Below are 22,885 nucleotides of genomic sequence, written 5' to 3'. Positions count from 1 at the left end.
AGCTCCTTCGATTCCGGCCGTCAGAGGATGCGGGCGCCCGGGACCGGGCCGTGCACGTGGAGGGCGGTGAGACCCGATGCCGAGAGGCTGACCTGCAGCTCGAGCGCCGCCTCAGGTCCTGCCGTGAGGAAGGCGAGGGTCGGGCCCGACCCCGAAACCATGCCGGCGAGCGCCCCGGCTTCGTCGCCCAGCTCGAGAGCGGCGCGCAGCGACGGCCGCAGCGACAGGGCCGCCGCCTGCAGGTCGTTGCGCACGCACTCGGCGAGCACCGCCGCGTCGCCGGCCCGGAGCGCCTGCAGCACGGCGGGGTCGACGGCGGGCGAGCGCACCGGCGGTGCGATGTCCGCGGCGCGGTCCTCGCGCAGGCGATCGAGGTGGCGGTACACCTCTGGTGTCGACAGGCCCGCCTCGTCCGACGGGACGATGACCCAGTCGAATCGCCCCTTCGCGAGGGCGGGGCTCAGCTGGTCGCCGCGGCCGGTGCCGATCGCCGTGCCGCCGAGGAGCGAGAACGGCACGTCGGCGCCCAGGCGCGCCGCGAGTCGCTGCAGCTCCTGGCCTCCGAGGTCGGTGCCCCACAGCTGGTCGCACGCGAGGAGGGCGGCTGCGGCATCCGCCGAGCCCCCTCCCATGCCGCCCGCGACCGGCACGTGCTTGACGATCTCGAGGTGCACACCGGACTCGTACCCCGCGCGCTGCGCGACGAGCCGCGCCGCGCGCAGCGCGAGGTTGCGGTCATCGGCGGGCACGCCCGCGACGTCGACGGTGCCGCTGACCGTGATCGAGAAGCCGTCGGAGTGCTCGGCCCAGACATCCTCGTAGAGCGACACGGCCTGATAGGCCGAGGCGACGTCGTGGTATCCGTCGTCCTGCACATCGCCGACCTGGAAGAAGAGGTTGATCTTCCCGGGGGCGCGGACGTGCACGCGATCGGCGACGTGCGCGTGGCTCACGAGGTGGCCGACTCCGCCCAGAGGTCGACGTCGATCGAGTCGGCGAGAGCGTCGATGCGCTCCAGCTCCTCGGTCGTGAAGCCGGGTCCGCCGAGCGCTGCGATGTTCTCGTCCAGCTGCGCCGTCGACGACGCGCCGATGAGGGCCGAGGCCACCACCGGATCGCGCAGCACCCACTGGATCGCCATCTGGGCGAGCGTCTGCCCACGCTCGTTCGCGATGACGTCGAGGCTGCGCAGGGCCGACAACGCCTTGTCGCTGAGCCGCCTGCCCGGGAGCGACGCGCGATTCTGGCTGCGATCGGCCGTGCCGTCGCCGAGGTACTTGTTCGTCAGGAGCCCCTGGGCGAGGGGGACGAAGGCGATCGCGCCAAGACCCTCCTGCTTCAGGACGCCCGTCAGACCGTCCTCGATCCAGCGGTCGAGGATCGAGTACGACGGCTGGTGGATGACCAGCGGCGTGCCGAGGCTGCGTGCGATGGCGGATGCCACGGCCGTGCGCTCCGCGCTGTACGACGAGATGCCGACATAGAGCGCCTTGCCCTGGCGCACGAGCGTGTCGAGCGCGCCGATCGTCTCCTCGAGCGGCACGTCGGGGTCGAAGCGGTGCGAGTAGAAGACGTCGACGTAGTCGAGGTTCATCCGCGTGAGCGACTGGTCGGCGCTCGCGATGAGGTACTTGCGCGGCCCGCCGTTCGCGTAGGGGCCGTGCCACATGTCGTAGCCGGCCTTCGACGAGATGATCAGCTCGTCGCGGTAGCGCGCGAAGTCCTCGCGCATCATGCGGCCGAAGTTCGTCTCGGCCGACCCGTACGGCGGGCCGTAGTTGTTCGCGAGGTCGAAGTGGGTGATCCCCTTGTCGAACGCGTGACGAAGCACCTCGCGCTGGCGATCGAATGGGATGTTGTCACCGAAGTTCCACCACAGTCCGAGCGAGATCGGCGGCAGCAGCAGGCCCGACGAGCCGACGCGCCGGTACTCGGACGAGTCGTAGCGGTCGTCGGCGGCGGCGTAGGGGCGGTGGAGGTCTCCGCCGCGGGAACGGTAGGGCGATTCGTCGGTCACCGTTCGAGGCTAGCGCTCGCACGGCGGCCGCGGTCAGCCCGTTGCGGCGCGGCATCCCGATGTCGTCGTGTCAAGGGTCTCGCGAGGGAAACGAACCCGTAACAACCTCTGCATAGGGTGGCCGGACACTCCCCCGCCTCGCCCCGATCTCACGCTCACTCGAAGGAGGACGCCATGCCGTCACTGTCGGCGCTGCCCGCCGCGCAGCATCCGTGGACCGCTTTGCTCACCAGGCCTGACGTCGTCCTCGACCGCGGCGTGCTGCACGTCGTGCACGACAGCGTGACGCCCCACGAGGCGCGCATCTCCGACCTCCTGCTGGTCGCCGAGACGCTCGAGAAGGCCGGCGTCGAGATCACCCTCATCCGTCACGAGCGGTCGCTGCCGGCCCTCGTCGTCGACATCGCGGCGCGGGATGCCGCATTCGACGCGCTGCGCGGGCTGGGGCGCGACGAGCCGATGTACGTCAAGCGGCGGGGCGGCACCGCCGTGCTCGCGACCGATGCCACCCTCCCCGGCGCCGAGCCGTCGTCGTGGCGCGTGTACCGGCCGCGCGTCACGCGCCGAGGCGACCTTCGATACGGGGCCTCGAACGGCGCGCGCCTGGAGTTCTGGCGGTTCGGCGACGACGTCGTGGAGGCCCCGAACGCCAACGTCCTGACCCGGCGCGTGACCGCGGCATCCGATCTCGCCTTCTCGTCGGTCGTGCAGCACGGCCGATCATGGCGCACGATCGCCGGCATGTTCGACGCGCAGCCCGACGAGTTCACGGCCGACGTCGACATCGTCTTCTCGTGGGTCGACGGCTCGTCGACCGAGTTCCAGCGTCAGCGCGCCGCCCGCATGGCGGGATACGTCGTGGGCGAGGGCGACGAGGGACCGGCGCGCTACCGGCACGTCGACGAACTGCGCTACGCGCTGCGCAGCGTGCACATGTACGCGCCCTGGGTGCGGCGCATCTTCATCGCGACCGACTCCCCTGCGCCCGCCTGGCTCCAGGGCCACCCCAAGGTCACCATCGTGCGCAGCGAGGAGTTCTTCGCCGACCCGTCGGTGCTGCCGACGCACAACTCGCACGCCGTCGAGTCGCAGCTGCACCGCATCGACGGGCTCGCGGAGCACTTCCTCTACTCGAACGACGACATGTTCTTCGGCCGGTCCGTCGAGCCCGAGCTGTTCTTCACGCCCGCGGGCATCACGAAGTTCGTCGAATGCGAGGTGCGCATCGGCACCGGTGCGGCGGCCGCGCACCGCAGCGGTCACGACAACGCTCTGCGGGTCAACCGCGATCTGCTCCGGGAGCGGTTCGGTCGCACGATCGTGCGCGACCTCGAGCACTGCGCGACACCGCTGCGGCGCAGCGTCATGACCGAGCTGGAGCGGCAGTTCCCCGACGACTTCGCCCGCACCGCGGCATCCCGATTCCGCGCCGCGACCGACATCTCGGTGACCAACTGCCTGTACCACTACTTCGCGCTCATGACGGGGCGCGCCGTCACGACCCGTCGGCCCCGCACCCGCTACATCCAGACGACGCAGGCCGCGTCGCTGGGGCGCATGGAGTCGCTCGCGAAGCGGCGCGACGTCGACATGTTCTGCCTCAACGACGGCGGCGAGAAGGAGCTGCCGGAGGAAGTGCGCGTCGAGACGCTGCGCGCGACGCTCGAGCGCATGTTCCCCGTGCGGGCGCCGTGGGAGCGGGCCGAGCTCAGCGCAGCACAGGAAGCGGCTCGGTCGGCGCATCCTTCCGCACGTCGCTGAACGGGGCAGGCGCCGCGAGGCGGGATGCCGCGGGCGCGATGCCCGCGAGCGCCAGCCGGCGCAGGGACTCCTGTGCGTCGATGTGCTCGAGCGGCAGCGGCGCGTCCACGGGCACGACGGAATGGACGACCGTGTCGTCGTAGACGTGCACGAGGTTGAACGACTGCGAGCCGTCCTGCGGGCGCGTGCCGCCCGTGGGCACCGTCAGGTCCTGCGTGTAGCAGGTCGCCGAGGCGACCGAGACGGGGATGCCGGCGAACGTCGCGAACGTCGAGTAGTGCAGGTGGCCGGCGATGATGGCGCGCACATCCGTGCCGCGGAGGACGGCGGCCAGGTGCGCCTGATCGCGCAGCTCGACGCTCGCGGCGAGGGCGAGGACGCTGGGCACGGGCGGGTGGTGCATCGCGAGGATCGTGCCGAGGGGCGCGGGCACAGCCAACACCTCGCCCAGCCATGCGAGCTGCTCATCGCGCAGCTCCCCGTGGTGGTGACCGGGCACCGTCGTGTCGAGGGTGACGACGCGCAGGCCGTCGAGCTCGTCGACGCGGTCGACGGGATCGATCCCGACCTCGCCGAGCAGGTGCTCGCGGAAGCCCGCACGATCGTCGTGGTTGCCCATGACCCACAGCACGGGCGCGCCGAGGCGCGCCGCGAACGGCTCCACGAGCTCGCGGATCGCGACGTAGGCGTCGCGCTCGCCCCAGTCGGCGAGGTCGCCCGTGAAGACGAGGGCGTCGGGACGGATGCCGGTCCCCTCGATCGCGGCGAGCGCCCGCGCGAGGCGCTCGGTCGAATCGACGGTGTCGAACAGTCGCGAGCCGGCGGTACGCAGGTGCGTGTCGCTGAGGTGGAGCAGGATCCGTTCGGGGGCCGGGTGTTCGGCGGTCCGCATGGTCTTTCGTCTCCCTGTGCGCGGGTCGTCGGTCGCCGCGCGCGCCGGTCGGCGCATCCCGGAAATGTTACCGGCATGTTTCGGGACACCGGCGCCAACACTGCGTGAACGTGCGGGAAACCCGTATTCGACGCTCAGGTTCGCGCCGGGTCAGACGCGGGCGATCCTGACGAAGTCGTCGATCGAGAGCTGCTCGCCGCGCGCCGTCGGCGCGACTCCGGCCGCCTCCAGAACCGTGGATGCTGCGGCCGCGGAGCCGCCGAGCACGGGCGACAGCGCTTGGCGCAGCATCTTGCGGCGCTGCTGGAACGCGGCGTCGACGATCGCGAACGTGCGACGGCGCAGCTCCTCGCTCCCCCGCGGCTCGGGGTCGCGCTGGAATCCGACGAGCACGCTGTCGACGTTGGGGACGGGCCAGAACACCTGCCGCGACACCCTGCCGGCGAGCCGCCACGGGCCGTACCAGGCGGCCTTGACGCTTGGCGCTCCGTAGACCTTCGACCCGGGCGGGGCCGCGAGCCGCTCCCCCACCTCCGCCTGCACCATGACCACGCCGCGATCGAGGTGCGGGAACGTCTCGAGGAAGTGCAGGAGCACGGGGACGCTGACGTTGTAGGGCAGGTTCGCCACGAGCACCGTCGGGTCGCCGGGCAGCTCTCGCACGCGCAGTGCGTCGGCGTCGACGACCGTCAGCGCGCCGTCTGCGACGCCGTGCTGAGCCGCGGTCGCGGGCAGGCGCTCGGCGAGGCGGTGGTCGATCTCGACGGCCGTGACGGATGCGCCGGCCTCGAGGATCGCGAGGGTCAGCGAGCCGAGACCCGGTCCGACCTCGACGACGCGGTCGCCCTCTTCGACGCGCGCGACCTGCACGATCTTGCGCACGGTATTGGCATCGACGACGAAGTTCTGGCCCAGCTTCTTGGTCGGCGTGACGTCGAGTTCGGCCGCGAGCGCGCGGATCTCGGCGGCGCCGAGCAGGCTGACAGGCATGCGTGCAACTGTAGCGATCGCCGCGCCGGTTGCCCGGGTCGGTGCGCGTGGCACCCTCGACCCGCGTCTGCCCCGGGTCTAGCGTCTGGAGAATGAACACCACCGGAAGCATCCCGGCGGACGCGTTCTCGCTCCGCAGCCCCTACGGCCGCAGGGCGATCGGCCTCTCCGTCGCCGCCGCCGTGGGCGGCTTCCTGTTCGGCTTCGACTCCTCCGTCATCAACGGCGCCGTCGACTCGATCCAGCAGGACTTCGGGCTCAACGCCGTCGTGACGGGGTTCGTCGTCGCGATCGCGCTGCTCGGCTGCGCCGTCGGCGCGGTCATCGCGGGCAATCTCTCCGACCGCTTCGGCCGGCTGCGCGTCATGTTCCTCGGCGCCGTCATGTTCTTCGCGAGCTCGCTCGGCGCCGGCTTCTGCTTCTCGGTGTGGGACCTCGCCTTCTGGCGCGTCATCGGCGGCCTCGGCATCGGCATCGCCTCCGTCGTCGCCCCCGCCTACATCGCCGAGATCGCGCCGCGGCAGGTGCGCGGGAGCCTCGCGTCGCTGCAGCAGCTCGCGATCACGCTCGGCATCTTCGCGGCACTCCTCAGCGACGCGCTGCTGCAGAACGCTGCCGGCGGACCCGACGAGCCGCTGTGGTTCGGGCTCGAGGCGTGGCGGTGGATGTTCCTGGTCGGAGTGATCCCGTCCGCCGTGTACGGCATCCTCTCCTTCACGGTGCCGGAGTCCCCGCGCTATCTGCTGGCGAAGGGCCGCTACGACGAGGCGCGCGCGATCTTCGAGCGGCTCGTGCCGCCCGCAGACCTCGACCAGACGGTGCGTGACCTCCAGACCGCGATCGAGACCGACCGCAAGAACGCGGGCGTCTCGATCCGGGGGCCGGTGCTCGGTCTTCAGCGCATCGTGTGGGTGGGCATCATCCTGTCGGTGTTCCAGCAGTTCGTCGGCATCAACGTGATCTTCTACTACTCGACGAGCCTCTGGAGCTCCGTCGGCTTCGACGAGTCGAACTCGTTCACCATCAGCGTCATCACGTCGATCGTCAACGTCCTCGTGACGCTCGTCGCGATCTTCCTCGTCGACCGCATCGGGCGCAAGCCGATCCTCCTCACAGGGTCGGTGATGATGACCCTGTCGCTCGGGCTGATGGCGATCTCGTTCCTGTTCTCGACGACCGATTCGTCCGGCGCCGTCGTGCTCCCCGCCCCGTGGGGTCCGGTCGCGCTCGTCGCCGCGAACGTCTTCGTCATCGGCTTCGGCGCGTCGTGGGGACCGCTGGTCTGGGTGCTCCTCGGCGAGATCTTCCCGAGCCGCATCCGCGGCAAGGCGCTCGGCGTCGCCGCCGGTGCGCAGTGGATCGCGAACTTCCTCATCACGGTGAGCTTCCCCGCCATGAGCGAGTGGTCGCTGCCGCTCACGTACGGCATGTACGCCCTCTTCGCCGCCCTCTCCTTCGTCTACGTCGCGTGGCGCGTGCCCGAGACGAAGGGCATGGACATCGAGCAGACCGAGACGCTCTTCGTCCGCAAGAAGGCGCAGACCGCCGGGAACGCCTGACCTCATCCGCGGATCAGATCCCACGAGCGTGTCGAAAGCCGCTCCTAGGATGGGCGGATGCCTTCCCTCGGCGACCTCATCGCACCGCGTCGCCTCGGGACGGACTTCCGCTGGCTGCTCGCGTCGTCGTGGACGAGCAACCTCGGCGACGGCATCGCCCTCGCCGCCGCGCCGCTGCTGATCGCCTCGCTCACGTCGTCGCCGATCCTCGTCGCCGCCGGCGCGATGATGCAGTTCCTGCCGTGGCTGCTGTTCGGCCTCCTCGCGGGGGCCGTCGCCGACCACCACGATCGCCGCCGGCTCGTCATGATCGCCAACGGGCTGCGCGGAGTGGTCGTCCTCGCCCTCGTCGTCTTCCTCGTCACGGGGCAGGCGACGGTCTGGCTCGTGCTCGCCGTGTCGTTCCTCTACGGGACGGCGGAGGTGTTCGCCGACTCGGCGGGCAGCACGCTGCTGCCGATGCTCGTGAAGCCCGCCGATCTCGGCATCGGCAACGCGCGCATGCAGGCGGGCTACCTCATCGCCAACCAGCTCGCGGGGCCGCCGCTCGGCGCCTTCCTCTTCGCGCTCGGGTCGTTCTGGCCCTTCGTCCTGCAGGCGGTCTGCGTCGCGCTGGCCGTGCTGCTCATCTCGCGCATCGCGCGCACGCCCGTGCCGGAGCATCCCGAAGCGTCCCCGGGGACGAAGGTGCACGCCATCCGCGAGGGCCTGCGGTGGCTGCGCCACAACGCGCCGGTCCGCACTCTCGTGATCATCATCCTCGTCTTCAACATCACGTGGGCGGCGCCCTGGGGCGTCCTCGTGCTCTACGCGACCGAGCACCTCGGCATGGGGCCCGTCGGCTACGGCGCGCTCACGACGGCGTCGGCGCTCGGCGGCATCATCGCGGTCTTCAGCTTCGGCTGGCTCGAGAAGCACGTGTCGTTCGCGACGCTCATGCGCGTGTGCCTCTCGCTCGAGGTGCTCATGCACCTGAGCTTCGCGCTGACGACGTCACCGATTGTCGCGTTCGTCATCATGTTCGGCTTCGGCCTCTACGCGTTCGTGTGGGGCACGATCTCCACGACCGTCCGCCAGCGCCTCGTGCCGATGGAGCTGCAGGGCCGCATCGCCTCCGTCAACATGGTCGGCGTGTTCGGCGGGCTCGTGATCGGCCAGTTCATCGGCGGCGTGCTCGCCCAGGCGTGGGGCCTGACGGCGCCGTGGTGGTTCGCGTTCGGGGGCTCCGCGATCACGCTCGCGATCGTGTGGCGGTCGATCTCGCACATCGCCGCGGCCAAGCCCGTGCTCGATGCGGAGGAGGCCGATCGTGTCGCGGAAGAGGAGGAGCCGGGCGCCGGCGGGATGCCGCTGCCGGACTGAACCCCGCGCCGCGACCCGCCTCCTCCACTCGCGAGACCGCCGGATCAGTCGTCCTGCTCCCACGGGAGCTTGACGACGGGCAGGATCAGGACGCGGCCGAGCACCGCGGTCGGGTGCTTCGCCATGTACGCCGCGGCCTCGTCGATCGACTCCGCCTCGAGCAGGTCGTAGCCGGCGAACCACTCCTTGAACTCGGGGAACGGACCGTCGGTGACGATCGTGCGGCCCTCGCGGACGACGACCGACTTGGCCTGGTCGCGTCCGGCGACGGGAGCGCCGATGCCGAGGGTGCCGGCATCCATCCCCTCCTGCGCCCAGGAATCGAGCATCCGCCGGTCCTCGTCCTGGGGAAGAGTCGTCGAGGCGGTCGCGTCGGTCATGTGGATCACGAGGAACTGCTGGGTGGTCATGAGGATTCTCCTTGGGGTGAAAGGGTCTGTGGGTCGTGCTGCCAGGGAAGTCGTACGACGGGGGCGACGAGGATCCGCCCGAGCACGGCGGAGGGATGCTGCGCCATGAGCCCGACGGCATCGTCGATCGAGGCGGCGTCGATGAGCGCGAAGCCCGCGAACCACTCCTTGAACTCGGGGAATGGCCCGTCGGTGACGAGCAACCGGCCGTCGCGCACGGCCACGGCCTTCGCGTGCTCGGCGCCGCCGATGGGGGCGCCGACGCGGAGTCGATCCGTGGCCTCGTCCACCAATCATGCATGCGCTGCTCCTCGCCCGGCGGCAGCGTCGATGCGGACGCGTCCGTCATGAAGACGACGACGAACTGCTCGGTCATGAGGGTTCTCCTTGGGTGGAAAAGGTCTCTGGAAAGGGGACTTGTGATGCCAGCTGACCTCGGCGGCGGTCGAGATGGGCGACCTCGGCGGAGTTGCCCGCCAGCGCGATCGCCCGCTCGTACGCGGTGAGCGCGTCGGCGGACCGGCCGACGCGCCGCAGCAGCTCGGCGCGGGTCGCGTGGAACGCGTGATGTCCGTCCAGCGCCCCGGCGAGGCGCTCGATCATCGCGAGTCCGACCTCGGGCGAGTCGAACTCCGAGACGGCGATCGCCTTGTTGAGCGTGACGATGGGGTTCGGGTCGATGCGCTCGAGCTCGCCGTACAGGGCCACGATCCTCGCCCAATCGGTGTCGCGCGCCCGCGGGGCCGACGCGTGCACGGCGTTGATCGCCGACAGGATCTGGTACCTCTCGAGCCTGCCGTCGCCGCGCGCGACGGCATCCATGCGCTCATCGACGAGCGAGAGGCCCTCATCGACGAGGGCGCGGTCCCAGGCGCCGCGGTCCTGTTCGTCGAGGCGCACGAGCTCTCCGTCGGGTGAGACCCGCGCGTCGGCGCGGGCTTCGGTCAAGAGCATGAGGGCGAGCAGCCCTGTCGCCTCGGCGCGCTCGGCGGATCCGGCCGGCAGCAGATCGCGCACGAGCCGCGTGAGCCGGATCGCCTCCGCGGTGAGATCCGGCCTGAGAGGGTCGGACTCCCGTCCGGTGGCGAGGTATCCCTCGTTGAAGATCAGGTAGAGCACGGCGAGCACGCCGTCGGCGCGCTCCGGGAGATCCTGCTGATCGGGAACCCGGAACGGGATGCGCGCGGCCTTGATCTTCGCCTTGGCCCTGCTCAGCCGCTGACCCATCGTCGTCTCCTGAACGAGGAACGCGTGCGCGATCTCGGTGACGGTGAGTCCGCCGACGATGCGCAGGGTCAGTGCGACCCGCGCCTGGATGGACAGCGCCGGGTGGCAGCACGTGAACACGAGCCGGAGTCGGTCGTCCTCGACGGCGCCGACGTCGTCTGCCGGCGAATCGTCCGCGAGCATGAAGGCCTCCTGCTGCAGCTCGTCGCGGCGCGCTTCGCGCCGGAGCCGGTCGATCGCCTTGCGATACGCCGTCGTCGTGATCCAGGCGCCTGGATTGGGCGGGATGCCGTCGGCCGGCCACCGCTCGACGGCGATGGCGAAGGCCTCAGCCGCGGTCTCCTCGGCGATGTCGAGGTCGCCGAAGCGCCGCGCGAGGCCCGCGACGACTCGCGCCCACTCTTCGCGGTGGGTGCGCGAGATCGCGGCGGCGACATCGGAGGTCATTCGCGGCTCCTTCGCTTCATCGGGATCGCTCGTCGGCGACTCTCAAGGGATCTACGAACGGGACCCCACCGATTCGACACCCGCGCGGAAGAAATGTTCAAGAGGCCCGTTCCGTCGAAATCGCGCACTGCCGTTCGTTGCGGTTTCGAGGGCGTATCACCGGATCGCCCCGCCACGAGAGGTGGAGAGCATGAACGAGGACGGCCTGAACACCGCCGACGCGCAGGAGTACGAGCGGTGGATCCGTGAAGCGCGGAGCGAGCTCCGCCGCCGGCGCAAGGCCCGCCGCTACGCGTTCTGGGCCTCCCTCGCCGATCTGCTGCTCTCGATGCCTCCCGGGATCGGCGTGCGGCTCGGCGGCTAGCGCGGCACCATCTCGGCCAGCGTGTCGCCCAGGATCGCCATCCGCTTGATCCACGGCCCGGCCATCACCCCGTCGTCGCACCGGCGGAACACCTCGTCGAGCGGCACCCACGCCGAGTCGACGACCTCGTCAGGATCCAGCGCCAGGGTGAGGTCGGCGAGGCCGTGCACGACGTAGAGGTCCAGGAGCGCCTCCGCCTCGACGACGCGCCCGACGGGCTCGAGCGCGTCCTCGTCGGCCCGAAGGCCCGTCTCCTCGCCGAGTTCGCGCACGGCCGCCTGGCGGCTCGTCTCACCCGTCAGGGCGCTGCCGGCGGGGAACTCCCACATCAGGGCGTAGTCCTTGACGGCGGCACGCTGCGTGATGAGCACGAGTCCGTCGTCGCGCACGACGCACACGGCGGCGATGACGTGGAACAGTCCCTGCGGGAACTCCGGGTCGCCGCGGCGGTGAGTCCGGCCGATGGGCGTGCCCGCGGCATCCGTCAGATCCCACAGCTCGCCGTCCACGATCAGTCCTCGAACGAGCCGTACACCGCGAGCGTGTTCGAAGCGACCTGCGCGCACAGCTCGTCGAGTCCGATTCCGAGCTCCTCCGCCATGAAGCGCACCGTCACGGGGATGAGGTACGGCGCGTTCGGACGCCCGCGGTGCGGCGCCGGAGTCAGGAACGGGGCATCCGTCTCGACCAGGATGCGATCGCGCGGGATGACGGCGAGCGCGTCGCGCAGGTTCTGCGCGTTCTTGAACGTGACGTTGCCCGCGAAGCTCAGGTAGTAGCCGCGCTCCCGCGCGATGCGGGCCATGTCGGCGTCGCCGGAGAAGCAGTGGAACACCGTGCGGTCGGGCGCGCCGACCCGCTCGAGCGTCTCGAGCACGGCGTCGTGCGCGTCGCGATCGTGGATCTGCATCGCGATGCCGTGCTTCTTGGCCAGCGCGATGTGCGCCTCGAAGCTCTCGAACTGCGCCGGCAGGCCGTCCTCCTCCGTGCGGAAGAAGTCGAGCCCCGTCTCGCCGATCGCCCGGACGCGGGGCTGCGCCGCGAGCTCGTCGACGACATCGATCGCCTCGCCGAGCCGGCCCGCCTCGGCATACGCCGGAGCCTCGTTCGGGTGGATCGCGACCGCCGCGAGGACGCGGGGATGGGATGCCGCGGCCCACGCCGACCAGCGGCTCGACTCGATGTCGCCGCCGGCCTGCACGACGCCGATGACGCCGACCTCGCCCGCACGGGAGAGCTGCTCGTCCAGCGACAGTCCGACGCCGTCCTCGATCTCGAGGTGGGCGTGGTTGTCGTACACGGGCACGGCGAGCGGCTCGGGCGCGACGGGATAGCTCACGTCGCGCGAACCCTTCTCCCGGACGCGGACGTACTGCGACGGGTCGGCCGCCTCGGCCGGGTAAGGGACCGGGTCGGAGGTCATACCGTCTGCTCGACGCGCGGGAAGAGCGGCGCGAGGCCGCTCACCGACGAGCCCGCGGGCAGGATGCCCCAGGTGCCGGCCTCGCGGATCGGCTGGTCCTGCAGGCGACCCAGCGCCTGGTCGGCGCCGAGCGCGACCCACAGCTTCTCGGTCGCGACCGGCGTGACGGGCGACAGCAGCACGGCGAGGGCGCGCAGACCCTCCGCCGCCGTGTACAGCACGGTGCCGAGCCGCTCGCGCTGGGACTCGTCCTTCGCGAGCGCCCACGGCTCGTTCTCCGTGATGTACAGGTTGAGCGCGTCCACGATCGTCCAGATCGAGGAGATCGCCTCGTCGATGCGGAAGCGGTCGATCGCGGCGTCGGCCGCGGCCGCGGCATCCGCCACCTTCTGCTGCACGCCGAGGTCGGTCTCGGTGTACTCCCCCGCGGGAGGCACGATGCCCTCGAAGTAGCGGTCGATCATCGCCGTCGTGCGCGATGCGAGGTTGCCGAAGCCGTTCGCGAGCTCGGCCTGGTAGCGGGCCGACAGGTCTTCCCACGAGAACGAGCCGTCGTGCCCGAACGGGATCGCCGACAGGAAGTAGAAGCGGTAGGCGTCCGAGCCGAACACGTCGGTGATCTCGGTCGGGGCGATGCCGGTGAGCTTCGACTTCGACATCTTCTCGCCGCCGACGAGCAGCCAGCCGTGGGCGAAGACGCCGCGCGGCACCTCGACGCCTGCGGCCATCAGCATGGCGGGCCAGATGACGGCGTGGAAGCGCAGGATGTCCTTGCCGACGACGTGGTACGCGGGCCAGCGGCGCGCGAACTCCGTGGCCTGCGCTGAGCCTGTCGAAGCGTCGCTGCCGTAACCGACCGCCGTGGCGTAGTTGAGGAGCGCGTCGACCCACACGTAGATGACGTGTGACTCGTCCCACGGCACGGTGATGCCCCAGTCGAACGTCGAGCGCGAGATCGAGAGGTCCTTGAGCCCGTTCTTGACGAACGAGACGACCTCGTTGCGCGCCGAGTCGGGGCGGATGAAGTCGGGCACGCTCGAGTAGAGCTCGAGCAGCTTGTCCTGGAACTCGCTGAGCTTGAAGAAGTAGTTCTTCTCCTGCAGCAGCTCGAGGGGCTTCGAATGGATCGCGCACACCTTGAGGCCCTCGAAGGGGCCCTCGCCGTCGACGATCTCGGACTCGGTCTTGAACTCCTCGCAGCCGACGCAGTACAGCGCCTCGAACTCGCCCGCGTAGATGTAGCCGCGGTCGTAGATCGCCTGCACGAACTGCTTGACGCGCTCCTCGTGGCGCGGCTGCGTCGTGCGGATGAAGTCGTCGTTGGCGACGTCGAGCGTCGTCAGGAGCGGGAACCACTCCTGCGAGACGAGCTTGTCGACCCACTCCTGCGGCGTCGCGCCGTTGGCCGACGCGGCGCGCATCATCTTCTGGCCGTGCTCGTCGGTGCCCGTCAGCATCCAGGTGTCGTCGCCGGCCTGGCGGTGCCAGCGCGCGAGCGTGTCGACCGCCACGGTCGTATAGCCGTGGCCGATGTGGGGCACGTCGCTCGGATAGTAGATCGGCGTCGTGATGTAGAAGGATCGGCCGGAAGTCACCAGGAGATTCTATTTGCCCGGGATGCCGCGCCCGGCCGCCATGACGACGGCCGCCCGTCCCAGGGCCCGGGTGCCGAGGTTCGTAACACTCAGTCCCGCGCGGCGAGCGTTGCTTGATACAGCTCGCGCGAGGAGTGGCCGGTCTGCGCCGAGACCTCGGCGGCAGCATCCTTGAGGCGCGCGCCGCCGGCGACGAGATCCTGCACCTGCGCGACGGCGTCTTCGAAGACGACTTCGGCGTGCTCGGCGCCCGCCACGACGACGACGAGCTCTCCACGGACGCCCGGCGCGGCCCACGTGACGAGCTCGCCGAGCGTGCCGCGGGCGACCTCCTCGTGCAGCTTCGTGAGCTCGCGGCACACAGCGGCGCGCCGTTCGGGGCCGAAGGCTCCCGCCATGTCGGCGAGGGATGCCGCGACCCGCGCCGGCGACTCGAAGAACACCATCGTGCGGGGCTCGCGGCTCAGCGCCGCGAAGACGCCGCGCCGCTCGCCGGACTTGCGGGGCACGAACCCCTCGAACGTGAAGCGGTCGGTCGGCAGCCCCGAGACGGCGAGAGCCGTCACGACGGCGCTGGGTCCCGGGATCGCCGTCACGGTGACGCCCGCGTCGGCGGCGGCCGCGACGACGCCGTAGCCGGGATCGCTCACGGTGGGCATGCCGGCGTCGGAGAGCAGCAGCACGTCCCCGTCGCGCGCGAGCTCGACGAGTTCGGCGGCGCGCTGCTTCTCGTTGTGGTCGTGCAGGGCGATCAGGCGCGGGCGGTTGGCGATGCCGAGCGCCGCCAGGAGCCGCTGCGTCGTGCGGGTGTCCTCCGCGGCGACGACCCTCGCGGCCTCGAGCGCCTCGACGAGGCGGCGCGAGGCGTCCCCCAGATTGCCGATGGGGGTCGCCGCGAGGATGATCACGGCGTCCAGCCTAGGCTTGTCTGCGTGACCACCACTTCCGAGCCTCTGCTGCCCGCGGAGCCGCTCGTACCCGAGGTGCGTCCGACGTTCTACGAGCGCTGGCGCGTGCGCCTCGACACCGACCCGCGCGTCCACCAGGTGTGGAGCTGGCTCGCACCGATCCTCGTGACGCTGCTCGCCGCCATCCTGCGCTTCTGGAACCTGGCCCACCCGCACGCGATCGTCTTCGACGAGACGTATTACGTGAAAGACGCCTGGAGCCAGTGGCACCTGGGCTACCCGGCGACGTGGCCGGACAAGGCCGACGAGCGGTTCGCGAACGGCGAGACGGACATCTTCACGGAGAATCCCAGCTACGTCGTGCACCCCCCGCTCGGCAAGTGGATCATCGGCGTCGGGATGTGGCTGTTCGGCGCCGACTCCTCCTTCGGCTGGCGATTCTCGGTCGCCCTCCTCGGCACCGCGACGGTGCTCGTGCTCTACTTCGTCGCCCGGGCGCTCGGCGGCTCGATCGTCTACGCGTCGGTCGCGGCCCTGTTCCTCGCGGTCGACGGGCTCGGGATCGTGCTCAGTCGCGTCAGCATCCTCGACGGCATCCTCACCTTCTTCGTCGTGCTCGCCTTCTGGTTCGTGCTGCTCGACCGCAGACGACATCGAGAACGGCTCGCGGCCGCCATCGCGGCGCGCACGGTCGACGGCGTCACGCCGGCCTGGGGTCCCGTGTTCTGGAACCGTCCGTGGATCCTCGCGGCGGGTGCCGCGATCGGCGCCGCGACGGCGGTGAAGTGGTCGGGGCTCTACATCATCGCGGCGCTCGGCATCTATCTCATCGTCGACGACGCCCTCTCGCGGCGCCGGCTGGGAGTCGGATACTGGCCGACGGATGCCCTGCGGCAGGGCCTCGTGACGGGCGTGCTCTTCGTCCCGATCGCGTTCGTCGTCTACCTCGCGTCGTGGACCGGATGGCTCGTGACCGACGGCGGCTACGACCGGCACAGTGCCGACGCCTCCCCGGCGACAGGCTTCTGGTCGTGGGTGCCGCTGTCGCTGCAGAGCCTGTGGAAGTACCACCAGGCCATCTACGCGTCGAACATCGGTCTCACGACGCCGCACACCTACGCGAGCCCCGCCTGGCAGTGGCCGATGCTCATCCGTCCGACCTCGATGTACTACCTCGGCTCGAAGCTCGGCGAGAACGGCTGCACGACGGGCGGGAACGGATGCTCCGAGGGCATCACGAGCATCGCCAACCCGCTCCTGTGGTGGGCCGCCGTCATCGCCGTCATCTACCTCGTGTGGCGCTGCTTCGCCAAGCGCGAGGGCGGCGACTGGCTCGTGCTGACCGGCGTCATCGCGACCTACGTGCCCTGGCTGCTCTACCCCGACCGCACGATCTTCCAGTTCTACACGATCGTGATCCTGCCGTTCATGGCGCTCGCCATGACGACCCTGCTGCGCGATCTCGCCCAGCTGCGCACGCGGCGCGGCCGCGCCGTCGGGCGGTGGGCGACGGTCGTGTTCATCGTCGCGGTGCTGATCGTGTCAGCGTGGTACTACCCCGTGTGGACGGCGATCCAAGTGCCCTACGACTTCTGGTTCTGGCACTTCAACCGGAGCGGCTGGATCTAGGGCGCAGACGCCGCGGCGGCGGCGCGAGCCGCCGCCGGCAGCGCCGTGAGCACGCGATCGAGCGCCGCGTCGTCGTGCGCCGCGGTGAGGAACCACGCCTCGAAGACGCTGGGCGGCAGCGAGACGCCTGCGTCGAGCATCGCATGGAAGAACGGCGGATACCGCCAGGCATCCTGGTCCTTCGCGTCGGCGTAGTCGCGCACCTCCCCGTCGCGGAAGGCGACGGAGAAGAGGCTCCCGGCGCGCGAGATCGTGTGGGCGACGCCCGCGTCGGTGAGCGCGGCGTCGAGTGCGTTCGAGACGGTGGATGCCGCGGCATCCACCCGCGCGTAGACCTCGGCGTCGGCGAGCCGCAGGGTCGCGAGTCCGGCGGCGACGGCGAGCGGATTGCCGCTCAGCGTGCCCGCCTGGTACACGGGTCCGAGGGGCGCCAGGAGGTCGAGCAGGTCGGCGCGGCCGCCGATGCCGGCGAGCGGCATCCCTCCGCCGATGACCTTGCCGAATGTCACGAGGTCGGCCACCCATGTCTCGCCCGCAGCGCGCTCGAGTCCCCACCAGCCGGCAGGGCCGACGCGGAAGCCCGTGAGCACCTCGTCGAGGATGAACAGGGCGCCGTGGGCGTGGGCCGTCTCGACGAGGAAGCGATTGAAGCCCGGCTCGGGAACGAGCACGCCGGCGTTGGCGCCGGCGGCTTCGGCGATGATCGCCGCGATGCGGCCGGGGTGCGCCTCGAACGCCGCGCGCACGGCGTCGCGGTCATTGTAGGGCAGCACGAGCGTCAGGCCCGCGATGTCGGCGGGGACGCCCGCGGAGCCGGGGAGACCCAGCGTCGCGACGCCCGAGCCCGACTCGGCGAGCAGGCCGTCGGAGTGGCCATGATAGTGGCCGGCGAACTTGATGACGACGTCTCGACCGGTCGCGCCGCGCGCGATGCGGATCGCCGTCATGGTCGCCTCGGTGCCGGTCGAGACGAGCCGGAGCTTCTCGATGCCCCCGTCGAGGCGGTCGATGACGAGCTCGGCGAGGTCGGTCTCACCGGGCGTCGAGGCGCCGAACGAGAGACCGCGGGATGCCGCCTCCTGCACCGCCGCGACGACCTCTGGCTGCGCGTGGCCGAGGAGGGCCGGGCCCCACGACGCGACGAGGTCGACGTACTCGCGGCCCGTCACGTCGGTGACGGTCGGGCCGGAGGCCGACACGATCGACAGCGGCGTTCCGCCGACCGAGCCGAACGCGCGCACCGGCGAGTTGACGCCGCCGGGGATGACGGCCCGGGCGCGGGCTGCGGCATCCTGATTCGTGATTCCGGTCATGCGCGCGACCACCTCTCCGCAGCCTCGATCGCCCAGTAGGTCAGAACGCCCTCGGCGCCGGCGCGGACGATGCCCGTGATCGTCTCGTCGATCGTGCGCTCGCGGTCGATCCAGCCGTTCGCGGCGGCGGCCTCGACCATCGAGTACTCGCCGCTCACCTGGTAGGCCCATACGGGCACGGGCGAGACGGCCGCTGCGTCGGCGAGCACGTCGAGGTAGCTCATCGCGGGCTTGACCATGACGATGTCGGCGCCCTCGGCGACGTCGAGCGCGACCTCGCGGCCGCCCTCGCGGCGGTTGGCGGGGTCGAGCTGATACGTGCGGCGGTCGCCCTGCAGCGACGACTGCACGGCCTCGCGGAAAGGCCCGTAGAAGGCCGACGCGTATTTTGCAGCGTAGCCGAGGAGCGCGACATCGGGTCGGCCCGCGGCGTCGAGCGCCTCCCGCACGACGGCGACCTGGCCGTCCATCATGCCCGACAGGCCGAGCAGGGCGGAGCCCGCCTCGGCCTGCGCGAGCGCCATGTCGCGGTACCGCTCGAGCGTCGCGTCGTTGTCGACGCGGCCTTGCTCGTCGAGCACCCCGCAGTGGCCGTGGTCGGTGAATTCGTCGAGGCACAGATCGGTCTGCACGACGAGCGCGTCGCCGATCTCCTCCGCGGCGATGCGGGTCGCGACGTTCAGGATGCCGTCGGGATCGGTCGCTCCCGACCCGTCGGCGTCCTTGTGCTCGGGCACGCCGAAGAGCATGATGCCGCCGATCCCGGCCGTCGCCGCACGCTGCAGCTCGGCCTTGAGGGAGTCGGTCGTGTGCTGCACGACGCCCGGCATGGAGCCGATCGGCACGGGCTCGGTCGCACCCTCGCGGACGAAGACGGGGAGGACGAGCTGCGACGCGTGCACGCGCGTCTCGGCCACGAGACGGCGCCACGCGGGGGTCGAGCGCAGGCGGCGGGGGCGGACCGTGGGGAACTGCGGTTCGGTCATGATCTCTCAGTCGTGGTGGCGCGCTCTGCGGCGCTCAGTCGTGGTTCGGCGCTCGGTCGTGCTGCGGCGCTCAGTCGTGCAGCGGCGCGAGCCGGGCCGCACCGAGGGCGAGCAGCTCGTCGGCGACGCGGGCGGCGAGGTCGGCGGGTGCCTCGGCGTCGGGTGGCATGGCGTGCGAGCTCGTGACGTGCTCGCCGCCGTCGGGACGGTAGACGCGCGCCGTGAGGAACAGCAGCCCGTCCTCGAGGAACGCGTGGGCGCCGATCGGCGCGGCGCAGCCGGCCTCGAGGCGCGCGAGCACGCCGCGCTCGGCCTCGACGGCGAGCCGCGTCGGCCGGTGGTCGAGCTTCGCGGCGAGCTGCGTCTCGCCTCGGCGCGTCTCGACGGCGAGGGCGCCCTGCGCGGGAGCCGTGGGCCACGCGTCGATGGGCAGGAATTCCGTCACGGCGTCGAGGCGGCCCAGGCGCTCGAGCCCGGCGGCGGCGAGCACGACGGCGTCGAGCGCGCGCTCGGGATCGTCTGTCTCGATGCGCGCGAGGCGCGAGTCGATGTTGCCGCGGATGTCGACGAGCTCGAGGTCGGGACGGCGGGCGGCGAGCTGCGCGCGGCGGCGCGGCGAGCCCGTGCCGACGCGGGCGCCTTCGGGCAGGCTCGCGAGGTCGAGGCCGCCGCGTGCGCACAGCGCGTCGCGCGGGTCGGCGCGCCGCGGAACGCTCGCGATCGCGAGGCCGTCGGCGGGGGCCGTCGGAAGGTCCTTGTACGAGTGGACGACGGCATCCACCTCGCCGGCGAGGAGCGCCTCGCGCAGCGCCGTCGCGAAGACGCCGGTGCCGCCCAACGACGCGAGCGATGCCGTCGAGGTGTCGCCCTCCGAGACGATCGGGACGAGCACGCCGCCGAGCGCCTTCGCGACGGTGCCCGCCTGGGCCGTCGCGAGCGCGCTCGCACGCGTGCCGACGCGGAGAGTCATCGGGATGCCTCGATCACGACAGCACCTCGGCGACTTCGGCCGCCTCGATGCGGCGGCCCGTGAAGAAGGGAACCTCTTCGCGCACGTGGCGACGGGCCTCGGTGGCGCGCAGGTGCCGCATGAGGTCGACGAGGTCGGTCGGCTGGTCCGCCTCGAGCGCGAGGATCCATTCGTAGTCGCCGAGCGCGAAGCTCGCGACCGTGTTGCTCTGCACCTGCGGGTACTCGCGGCCCTTGATGCCGTGGTCGGCGAGCATCTCGCCGCGCTCCTCGGGCGGGAGGACGTACCACTCGTAGCTGCGCACGAACGGGTAGACGGCGAGCCAGCCCTTGGGCGCCAGGCCGCGCGCGAAGGCGGGCGCGTGGTCCCGGCTGAACTCGGCGTCGCGGTGCACGCCGAGCGCATTCCACGTCGGCAGGAGGGGGCGGAGCTCGCGCGAGCGGCGCAGGGCGCGCAGCGCCGACTGCAGCCCGTCGGCGGTGTCGCCGGTGAGCCACAGCAGGATGTCTGCGTCGGCGCGCAGCCCCGACACGTCGTAGATCGCCCGCACCGTGGCGCCCAGCTCGCCGACGACGTCGGCGAGAGCTGGCGCGCCGTCGGGGGCTGCGACGGGGTGCGGGTCGCGCCGCAGGACCGCCCACAGGGCGAAGTGCAGACCGCTCCCGGGGTCGGGCTGCTCGGCGGTCTCGGTCGTCTGGTGCTCGTCGGTCCGGTCGCTCACCCGTCTATCCTCGCCCCTGTCAGCCGAGGCGGCGAATCGATGTCTCGCGGGCGAGGTTCCTCGCAACGAGGTCCGCCTGCGGCACGACCGAGGCGAGGCCCGTGCCTGCGACCGACTCGCCGATCGCATGGGACGACGTCGCGGGCGCCGCAGCGCCGCGCGTCCAGGAGTGCAGGCTCGCATCCAGGACTCGATCCAGGGGCGTGCCCAGGAGGATGCCGGCATCCGCCGTGGCCCGGGCGACGGCGCCGTCGGGCTCTCCGTCGTAGGAGAGCCGCAGAGCATGGGTGCCGCTCGGAAAAGCGTCGCGCACCCACTGCCACTTCGCGGAGAGGTGCGTGAGGGCGCGCGCGCCGACGCCGGGGGCGCCCGCCGCGACGAGCATGCCCGTCCCGCGCGGCGCCGCGTCGAGGTCGGGCGCCGCGACGACGAGGGTGACGAGCGTGACGCGCCGGCCCTGCGGCGCGCCGGCAGGCGGCGCGGCGTGGACGACGAGCGACGTCCCGGGGTCTCGGCTCGCTGCGAGCTCGATGCGCACGCCCAGCCGTTCGCAGTCGGCCGCGAGCGCATCGACGAGCCGGAACATACCGCCGCGGATCCCCGCGACCTGCGAGCCCGCAGGCGCCGCGGCGCGCAGCGCCCGGACGGCGGCCGCGAGCGACCCGCGCTCCTGCAGCTCGGCGCGCAGCCGCGGGTGGGCGCGCTCCACCGGAAGGTCGTCGGGATCGGTCGAGTGCACGCCGCGCACGACGGGCGCGACGAGTCCGTCGACGACGGCCTGCCCCATGCGGTGGCGGACGAGCTCGCCGAGGGACGAGGCATCCCTCCCCTCTTCGACGGGAAGCGTCGCGTCCTGCGCCGCGCGCACCGCGCCCGCGGTGCCGATGGCCCGCACGACATCGGGGGCGAGGGGATCGCCGGGGATGCCGAGGAGCCCCGTCGCGGGGAGCGGCACGGCCGTGCCGTCGGCACGATGCAGCCAGGCGGATGCGGGATCAGGCGCGACGATGTCGCCCGCGAGTCCGAGCTCGGCGAGCAGATCGGCGACGGCGCTCGTGCGGGTCGCGAACGACTCCGCCGCCGCGTCGAGGTCGACACCCGCGACCGTCTGGCGGGCGACCTGGCCTCCGAGCCGGTACGACTGCTCGAGAACCGTGACGCGCATGCCCTCGAGGGCCAGGCGCCGCGCCGCGACGAGCCCGGCGACCCCGCCGCCGACGACGGTGACGTCAGAGGGCATGCACGAGCTCCACGATGCGCGTCAGCACCGTCGGGTCGGTGTCGGGCGGCACGCCGTGTCCGAGGTTGACGATGTGCGCCGGCGCGTCCTGTCCGCGCGACGCGACGTCGCGCACGTGCGCGTCGAGGATCGGCCACGGCGCCGTCAGCAGCGCCGGGTCGAGGTTTCCCTGCAGCGGCACGCGGCCGCCGAGGCGCGTGTTGGCGTCGTCGAGCGGGAGCCGCCAGTCGATGCCGACGACGTCGGCGCCGAGTCCGGGCAGCAGGTCGAGCATCTCGGTCAGGCCCAGGCCGAAGTGGATCTTCGACACCTCGAGCCCGCGGAGGGCGTCGAACGCGCGACGCGAGTGCGGCGCGACGCGGCGCTGATAGTCGCTGCGCGACAGCGAACCCGCCCACGAGTCGAAGAGCTGCACGACGCTCGCGCCCGCCTCGACCTGCGCGCGCAGGAACGCGCCCGTGATGTCGGCGCACCAGTTGAGCAGGGCCGCCCACGTGTGCGGGTCGGTGCGCATGAGCGCGCGGGCACGCAGCTGCTCGCGCGAGGGACCGCCCTCGACGAGGTAGCTCGCGAGCGTGTACGGCGCGCCCCCGAAGCCCACGAGCGGCGTCGCGCCGAGCTCGTCGACGACGATGCGCACGGCCTCCGAGATCGGAGCGAGCGCCTCGGGCTCGAGCGGTCGAAGGTTCAGCACATCGGACGCCGTGCGGATCGGGTTGTCGATCACGGGCCCCCTGCCGGCGACGATCTTCACATCGACGCCCGCGAGCAGCACCGGGATGACGATGTCGCTGAAGAACACGGCCGCGTCGACGCCGTGACGGCGCACGGGCTGCAGCGTGATCTCGGCAGCGAGGGCGGGGTCGAGGCACGCGTCGAGCATCTCGGTGCCGGCGCGACTCGCCCGGTATTCGGGCAGGGACCGACCCGCCTGGCGCATGAACCAGACGGGCAGCCGCTCGGGGCGATCGCCGCGCGCGGCGCGCACGAGCGGCGACTGCGACGTGCGTCCGTCGAGCAGAGGATGGGCGGCCGGCAGGGCGCTCAGAGGCGATGTCACCCTTCCAGGCT

At 71.6% G+C, this 22,885-nt stretch carries 22 protein-coding genes; 5 read left to right on the top strand and 17 right to left on the bottom strand.

Annotated elements, in window-relative coordinates:
• Positions 1-20: 20 nt before the first annotated feature.
• A complete protein-coding gene (locus ACH3VR_RS04695; RefSeq protein ID WP_396639585.1) occupies positions 21-953 on the bottom strand; it encodes a 4-(cytidine 5'-diphospho)-2-C-methyl-D-erythritol kinase in 933 nt (310 codons plus the stop codon).
• Complete coding sequence (locus tag ACH3VR_RS04690) at positions 950-2,017, bottom strand: aldo/keto reductase (RefSeq protein WP_396639584.1); 1,068 nt, start codon at positions 2,015-2,017, stop codon at positions 950-952. Before ACH3VR_RS04690 ends, ACH3VR_RS04695 begins: the two co-directional genes overlap by 4 nt.
• A gap of 174 nt (positions 2,018-2,191) precedes the next feature.
• Here ACH3VR_RS04690 and ACH3VR_RS04685 point away from each other — a divergent pair, with 174 nt between their 5' ends.
• Entirely contained in the window at positions 2,192-3,778 is a 1,587-nt protein-coding gene (locus tag ACH3VR_RS04685) for a stealth family protein (protein WP_396639583.1), read from the top strand.
• On the opposite strand, the gene ACH3VR_RS04680 is transcribed toward ACH3VR_RS04685, so the two are convergent.
• Together ACH3VR_RS04680 and rsmA are read right to left on the bottom strand one after the other, a co-directional pair.
• The gene (locus ACH3VR_RS04680) at positions 3,726-4,670 is read right to left on the bottom strand and encodes a phosphodiesterase (protein WP_396639582.1); all 945 of its coding nucleotides are present in this window, start codon (positions 4,668-4,670) and stop codon (positions 3,726-3,728) included. The two genes, ACH3VR_RS04685 and ACH3VR_RS04680, sit on opposite strands and share 53 nt — an antisense overlap.
• Positions 4,671-4,820: 150 nt before the next feature.
• Positions 4,821-5,660: a 16S rRNA (adenine(1518)-N(6)/adenine(1519)-N(6))-dimethyltransferase RsmA gene (gene rsmA, locus ACH3VR_RS04675; protein ID WP_396639581.1), complete on the bottom strand. Its 840-nt coding sequence runs from the start codon at positions 5,658-5,660 to the stop codon at positions 4,821-4,823.
• A 92-nt stretch (positions 5,661-5,752) separates the two neighbouring features.
• Here rsmA and ACH3VR_RS04670 point away from each other — a divergent pair, with 92 nt between their 5' ends.
• Positions 5,753-7,219 (top strand): sugar porter family MFS transporter, encoded by a 1,467-nt coding sequence (locus ACH3VR_RS04670; protein ID WP_396639580.1) that lies wholly within the window; start codon positions 5,753-5,755, stop codon positions 7,217-7,219.
• 57 nt (positions 7,220-7,276) lie between these two features.
• A complete protein-coding gene (locus ACH3VR_RS04665) occupies positions 7,277-8,581 on the top strand; it encodes an MFS transporter (protein WP_396639579.1) in 1,305 nt (434 codons plus the stop codon).
• A 44-nt stretch (positions 8,582-8,625) separates the two neighbouring features.
• On the opposite strand, the gene ACH3VR_RS04660 is transcribed toward ACH3VR_RS04665, so the two are convergent.
• The 3 genes from ACH3VR_RS04660 to ACH3VR_RS04650 all read right to left on the bottom strand — a co-directional run bounded on the left by ACH3VR_RS04660 (position 8,626) and on the right by ACH3VR_RS04650 (position 10,665).
• The gene (locus ACH3VR_RS04660) at positions 8,626-8,991 is read right to left on the bottom strand and encodes a YciI family protein (RefSeq protein WP_396639578.1); all 366 of its coding nucleotides are present in this window, start codon (positions 8,989-8,991) and stop codon (positions 8,626-8,628) included.
• Positions 8,988-9,281 carry a YciI family protein gene (locus ACH3VR_RS04655; protein ID WP_396639577.1) on the bottom strand — a complete coding sequence of 98 codons (294 nt, stop codon included), beginning with the start codon at positions 9,279-9,281 and terminating at the stop codon, positions 8,988-8,990. The genes ACH3VR_RS04660 and ACH3VR_RS04655 overlap by 4 nt, the downstream gene beginning before the upstream one ends.
• Positions 9,282-9,363: 82 nt before the next feature.
• Positions 9,364-10,665, bottom strand: a complete 1,302-nt coding sequence (locus ACH3VR_RS04650; protein WP_396639576.1) for an RNA polymerase sigma factor — start codon at positions 10,663-10,665, stop codon at positions 9,364-9,366.
• 190 nt (positions 10,666-10,855) lie between these two features.
• Here ACH3VR_RS04650 and ACH3VR_RS04645 point away from each other — a divergent pair, with 190 nt between their 5' ends.
• Complete coding sequence (locus ACH3VR_RS04645) at positions 10,856-11,029, top strand: hypothetical protein (protein WP_396639575.1); 174 nt, start codon at positions 10,856-10,858, stop codon at positions 11,027-11,029.
• Here ACH3VR_RS04645 and ACH3VR_RS04640 read toward each other — a convergent pair.
• The 4 genes from ACH3VR_RS04640 to rsmI form a co-directional block, all read right to left on the bottom strand.
• Complete coding sequence (locus tag ACH3VR_RS04640; protein ID WP_396639574.1) at positions 11,026-11,538, bottom strand: NUDIX hydrolase; 513 nt, start codon at positions 11,536-11,538, stop codon at positions 11,026-11,028. The genes ACH3VR_RS04645 and ACH3VR_RS04640 overlap by 4 nt on opposite strands.
• Before the next feature lie 2 nt (positions 11,539-11,540).
• On the bottom strand, positions 11,541-12,452 hold the full coding sequence (locus ACH3VR_RS04635; protein WP_396639573.1) for a TatD family hydrolase: 912 nt from the start codon (positions 12,450-12,452) through the stop codon (positions 11,541-11,543).
• A complete protein-coding gene (metG, locus tag ACH3VR_RS04630) occupies positions 12,449-14,047 on the bottom strand; it encodes a methionine--tRNA ligase (RefSeq protein WP_396639572.1) in 1,599 nt (532 codons plus the stop codon). Before metG ends, ACH3VR_RS04635 begins: the two co-directional genes overlap by 4 nt.
• An 89-nt stretch (positions 14,048-14,136) precedes the next feature.
• Positions 14,137-14,955 (bottom strand): 16S rRNA (cytidine(1402)-2'-O)-methyltransferase, encoded by an 819-nt coding sequence (gene rsmI / locus ACH3VR_RS04625; protein WP_396639571.1) that lies wholly within the window; start codon positions 14,953-14,955, stop codon positions 14,137-14,139.
• A gap of 24 nt (positions 14,956-14,979) precedes the next feature.
• Between rsmI and ACH3VR_RS04620 the strand changes: the two genes are divergently transcribed.
• Complete coding sequence (locus tag ACH3VR_RS04620) at positions 14,980-16,584, top strand: dolichyl-phosphate-mannose--protein mannosyltransferase (RefSeq protein ID WP_396639570.1); 1,605 nt, start codon at positions 14,980-14,982, stop codon at positions 16,582-16,584.
• On the opposite strand, the gene ACH3VR_RS04615 is transcribed toward ACH3VR_RS04620, so the two are convergent.
• From ACH3VR_RS04615 to hemE, 6 genes are all read right to left on the bottom strand, one after another.
• On the bottom strand, positions 16,581-17,897 hold the full coding sequence (locus ACH3VR_RS04615) for a glutamate-1-semialdehyde 2,1-aminomutase (protein ID WP_396639569.1): 1,317 nt from the start codon (positions 17,895-17,897) through the stop codon (positions 16,581-16,583). The two genes, ACH3VR_RS04620 and ACH3VR_RS04615, sit on opposite strands and share 4 nt — an antisense overlap.
• The gene (gene hemB, locus ACH3VR_RS04610) at positions 17,894-18,883 is read right to left on the bottom strand and encodes a porphobilinogen synthase (RefSeq protein WP_396639568.1); all 990 of its coding nucleotides are present in this window, start codon (positions 18,881-18,883) and stop codon (positions 17,894-17,896) included. Before hemB ends, ACH3VR_RS04615 begins: the two co-directional genes overlap by 4 nt.
• Before the next feature lie 70 nt (positions 18,884-18,953).
• Complete coding sequence (gene hemC, locus ACH3VR_RS04605) at positions 18,954-19,853, bottom strand: hydroxymethylbilane synthase (RefSeq protein WP_396639567.1); 900 nt, start codon at positions 19,851-19,853, stop codon at positions 18,954-18,956.
• Positions 19,854-19,866: 13 nt separating this feature from the next.
• Positions 19,867-20,574, bottom strand: coding sequence for a hydrogen peroxide-dependent heme synthase (gene hemQ, locus ACH3VR_RS04600; protein ID WP_396639566.1), 708 nt, complete (start codon positions 20,572-20,574; stop codon positions 19,867-19,869).
• Between the two features lie 19 nt (positions 20,575-20,593).
• Positions 20,594-21,814: a protoporphyrinogen/coproporphyrinogen oxidase gene (locus ACH3VR_RS04595; RefSeq protein ID WP_396639565.1), complete on the bottom strand. Its 1,221-nt coding sequence runs from the start codon at positions 21,812-21,814 to the stop codon at positions 20,594-20,596.
• Positions 21,804-22,874: a uroporphyrinogen decarboxylase gene (hemE, locus tag ACH3VR_RS04590; RefSeq protein WP_396639564.1), complete on the bottom strand. Its 1,071-nt coding sequence runs from the start codon at positions 22,872-22,874 to the stop codon at positions 21,804-21,806. Before hemE ends, ACH3VR_RS04595 begins: the two co-directional genes overlap by 11 nt.
• Positions 22,875-22,885: the final 11 nt, after the last annotated feature.

Origin of the sequence: Microbacterium alkaliflavum, assembly GCF_044325405.1 — a bacterium.
GTDB lineage: Bacteria > Actinomycetota > Actinomycetes > Actinomycetales > Microbacteriaceae > Microbacterium > Microbacterium alkaliflavum.
Note: the sequence above shows the minus strand (reverse complement) of the source record. Positions and strands in the feature narration are given on the sequence as shown.

Coding starts and splice junctions, on each gene's coding strand:
- ACH3VR_RS04595 (WP_396639565.1), bottom strand. CDS start 21,814: ATGCCCTCTGACGTCACCGTCGTCGGCGGCGGGGTCGCCGGGCTCGTC.
- ACH3VR_RS04685 (WP_396639583.1), top strand. CDS start 2,192: ATGCCGTCACTGTCGGCGCTGCCCGCCGCGCAGCATCCGTGGACCGCT.
- ACH3VR_RS04665 (WP_396639579.1), top strand. CDS start 7,277: ATGCCTTCCCTCGGCGACCTCATCGCACCGCGTCGCCTCGGGACGGAC.
- rsmA (WP_396639581.1), bottom strand. CDS start 5,660: ATGCCTGTCAGCCTGCTCGGCGCCGCCGAGATCCGCGCGCTCGCGGCC.
- hemB (WP_396639568.1), bottom strand. CDS start 18,883: ATGACCGAACCGCAGTTCCCCACGGTCCGCCCCCGCCGCCTGCGCTCG.
- ACH3VR_RS04670 (WP_396639580.1), top strand. CDS start 5,753: ATGAACACCACCGGAAGCATCCCGGCGGACGCGTTCTCGCTCCGCAGC.
- hemC (WP_396639567.1), bottom strand. CDS start 19,853: ATGACTCTCCGCGTCGGCACGCGTGCGAGCGCGCTCGCGACGGCCCAG.
- ACH3VR_RS04650 (WP_396639576.1), bottom strand. CDS start 10,665: ATGACCTCCGATGTCGCCGCCGCGATCTCGCGCACCCACCGCGAAGAG.
- ACH3VR_RS04635 (WP_396639573.1), bottom strand. CDS start 12,452: ATGACCTCCGACCCGGTCCCTTACCCGGCCGAGGCGGCCGACCCGTCG.
- ACH3VR_RS04660 (WP_396639578.1), bottom strand. CDS start 8,991: ATGACCACCCAGCAGTTCCTCGTGATCCACATGACCGACGCGACCGCC.
- ACH3VR_RS04680 (WP_396639582.1), bottom strand. CDS start 4,670: ATGCGGACCGCCGAACACCCGGCCCCCGAACGGATCCTGCTCCACCTC.
- ACH3VR_RS04615 (WP_396639569.1), bottom strand. CDS start 17,897: ATGACCGGAATCACGAATCAGGATGCCGCAGCCCGCGCCCGGGCCGTC.
- ACH3VR_RS04645 (WP_396639575.1), top strand. CDS start 10,856: ATGAACGAGGACGGCCTGAACACCGCCGACGCGCAGGAGTACGAGCGG.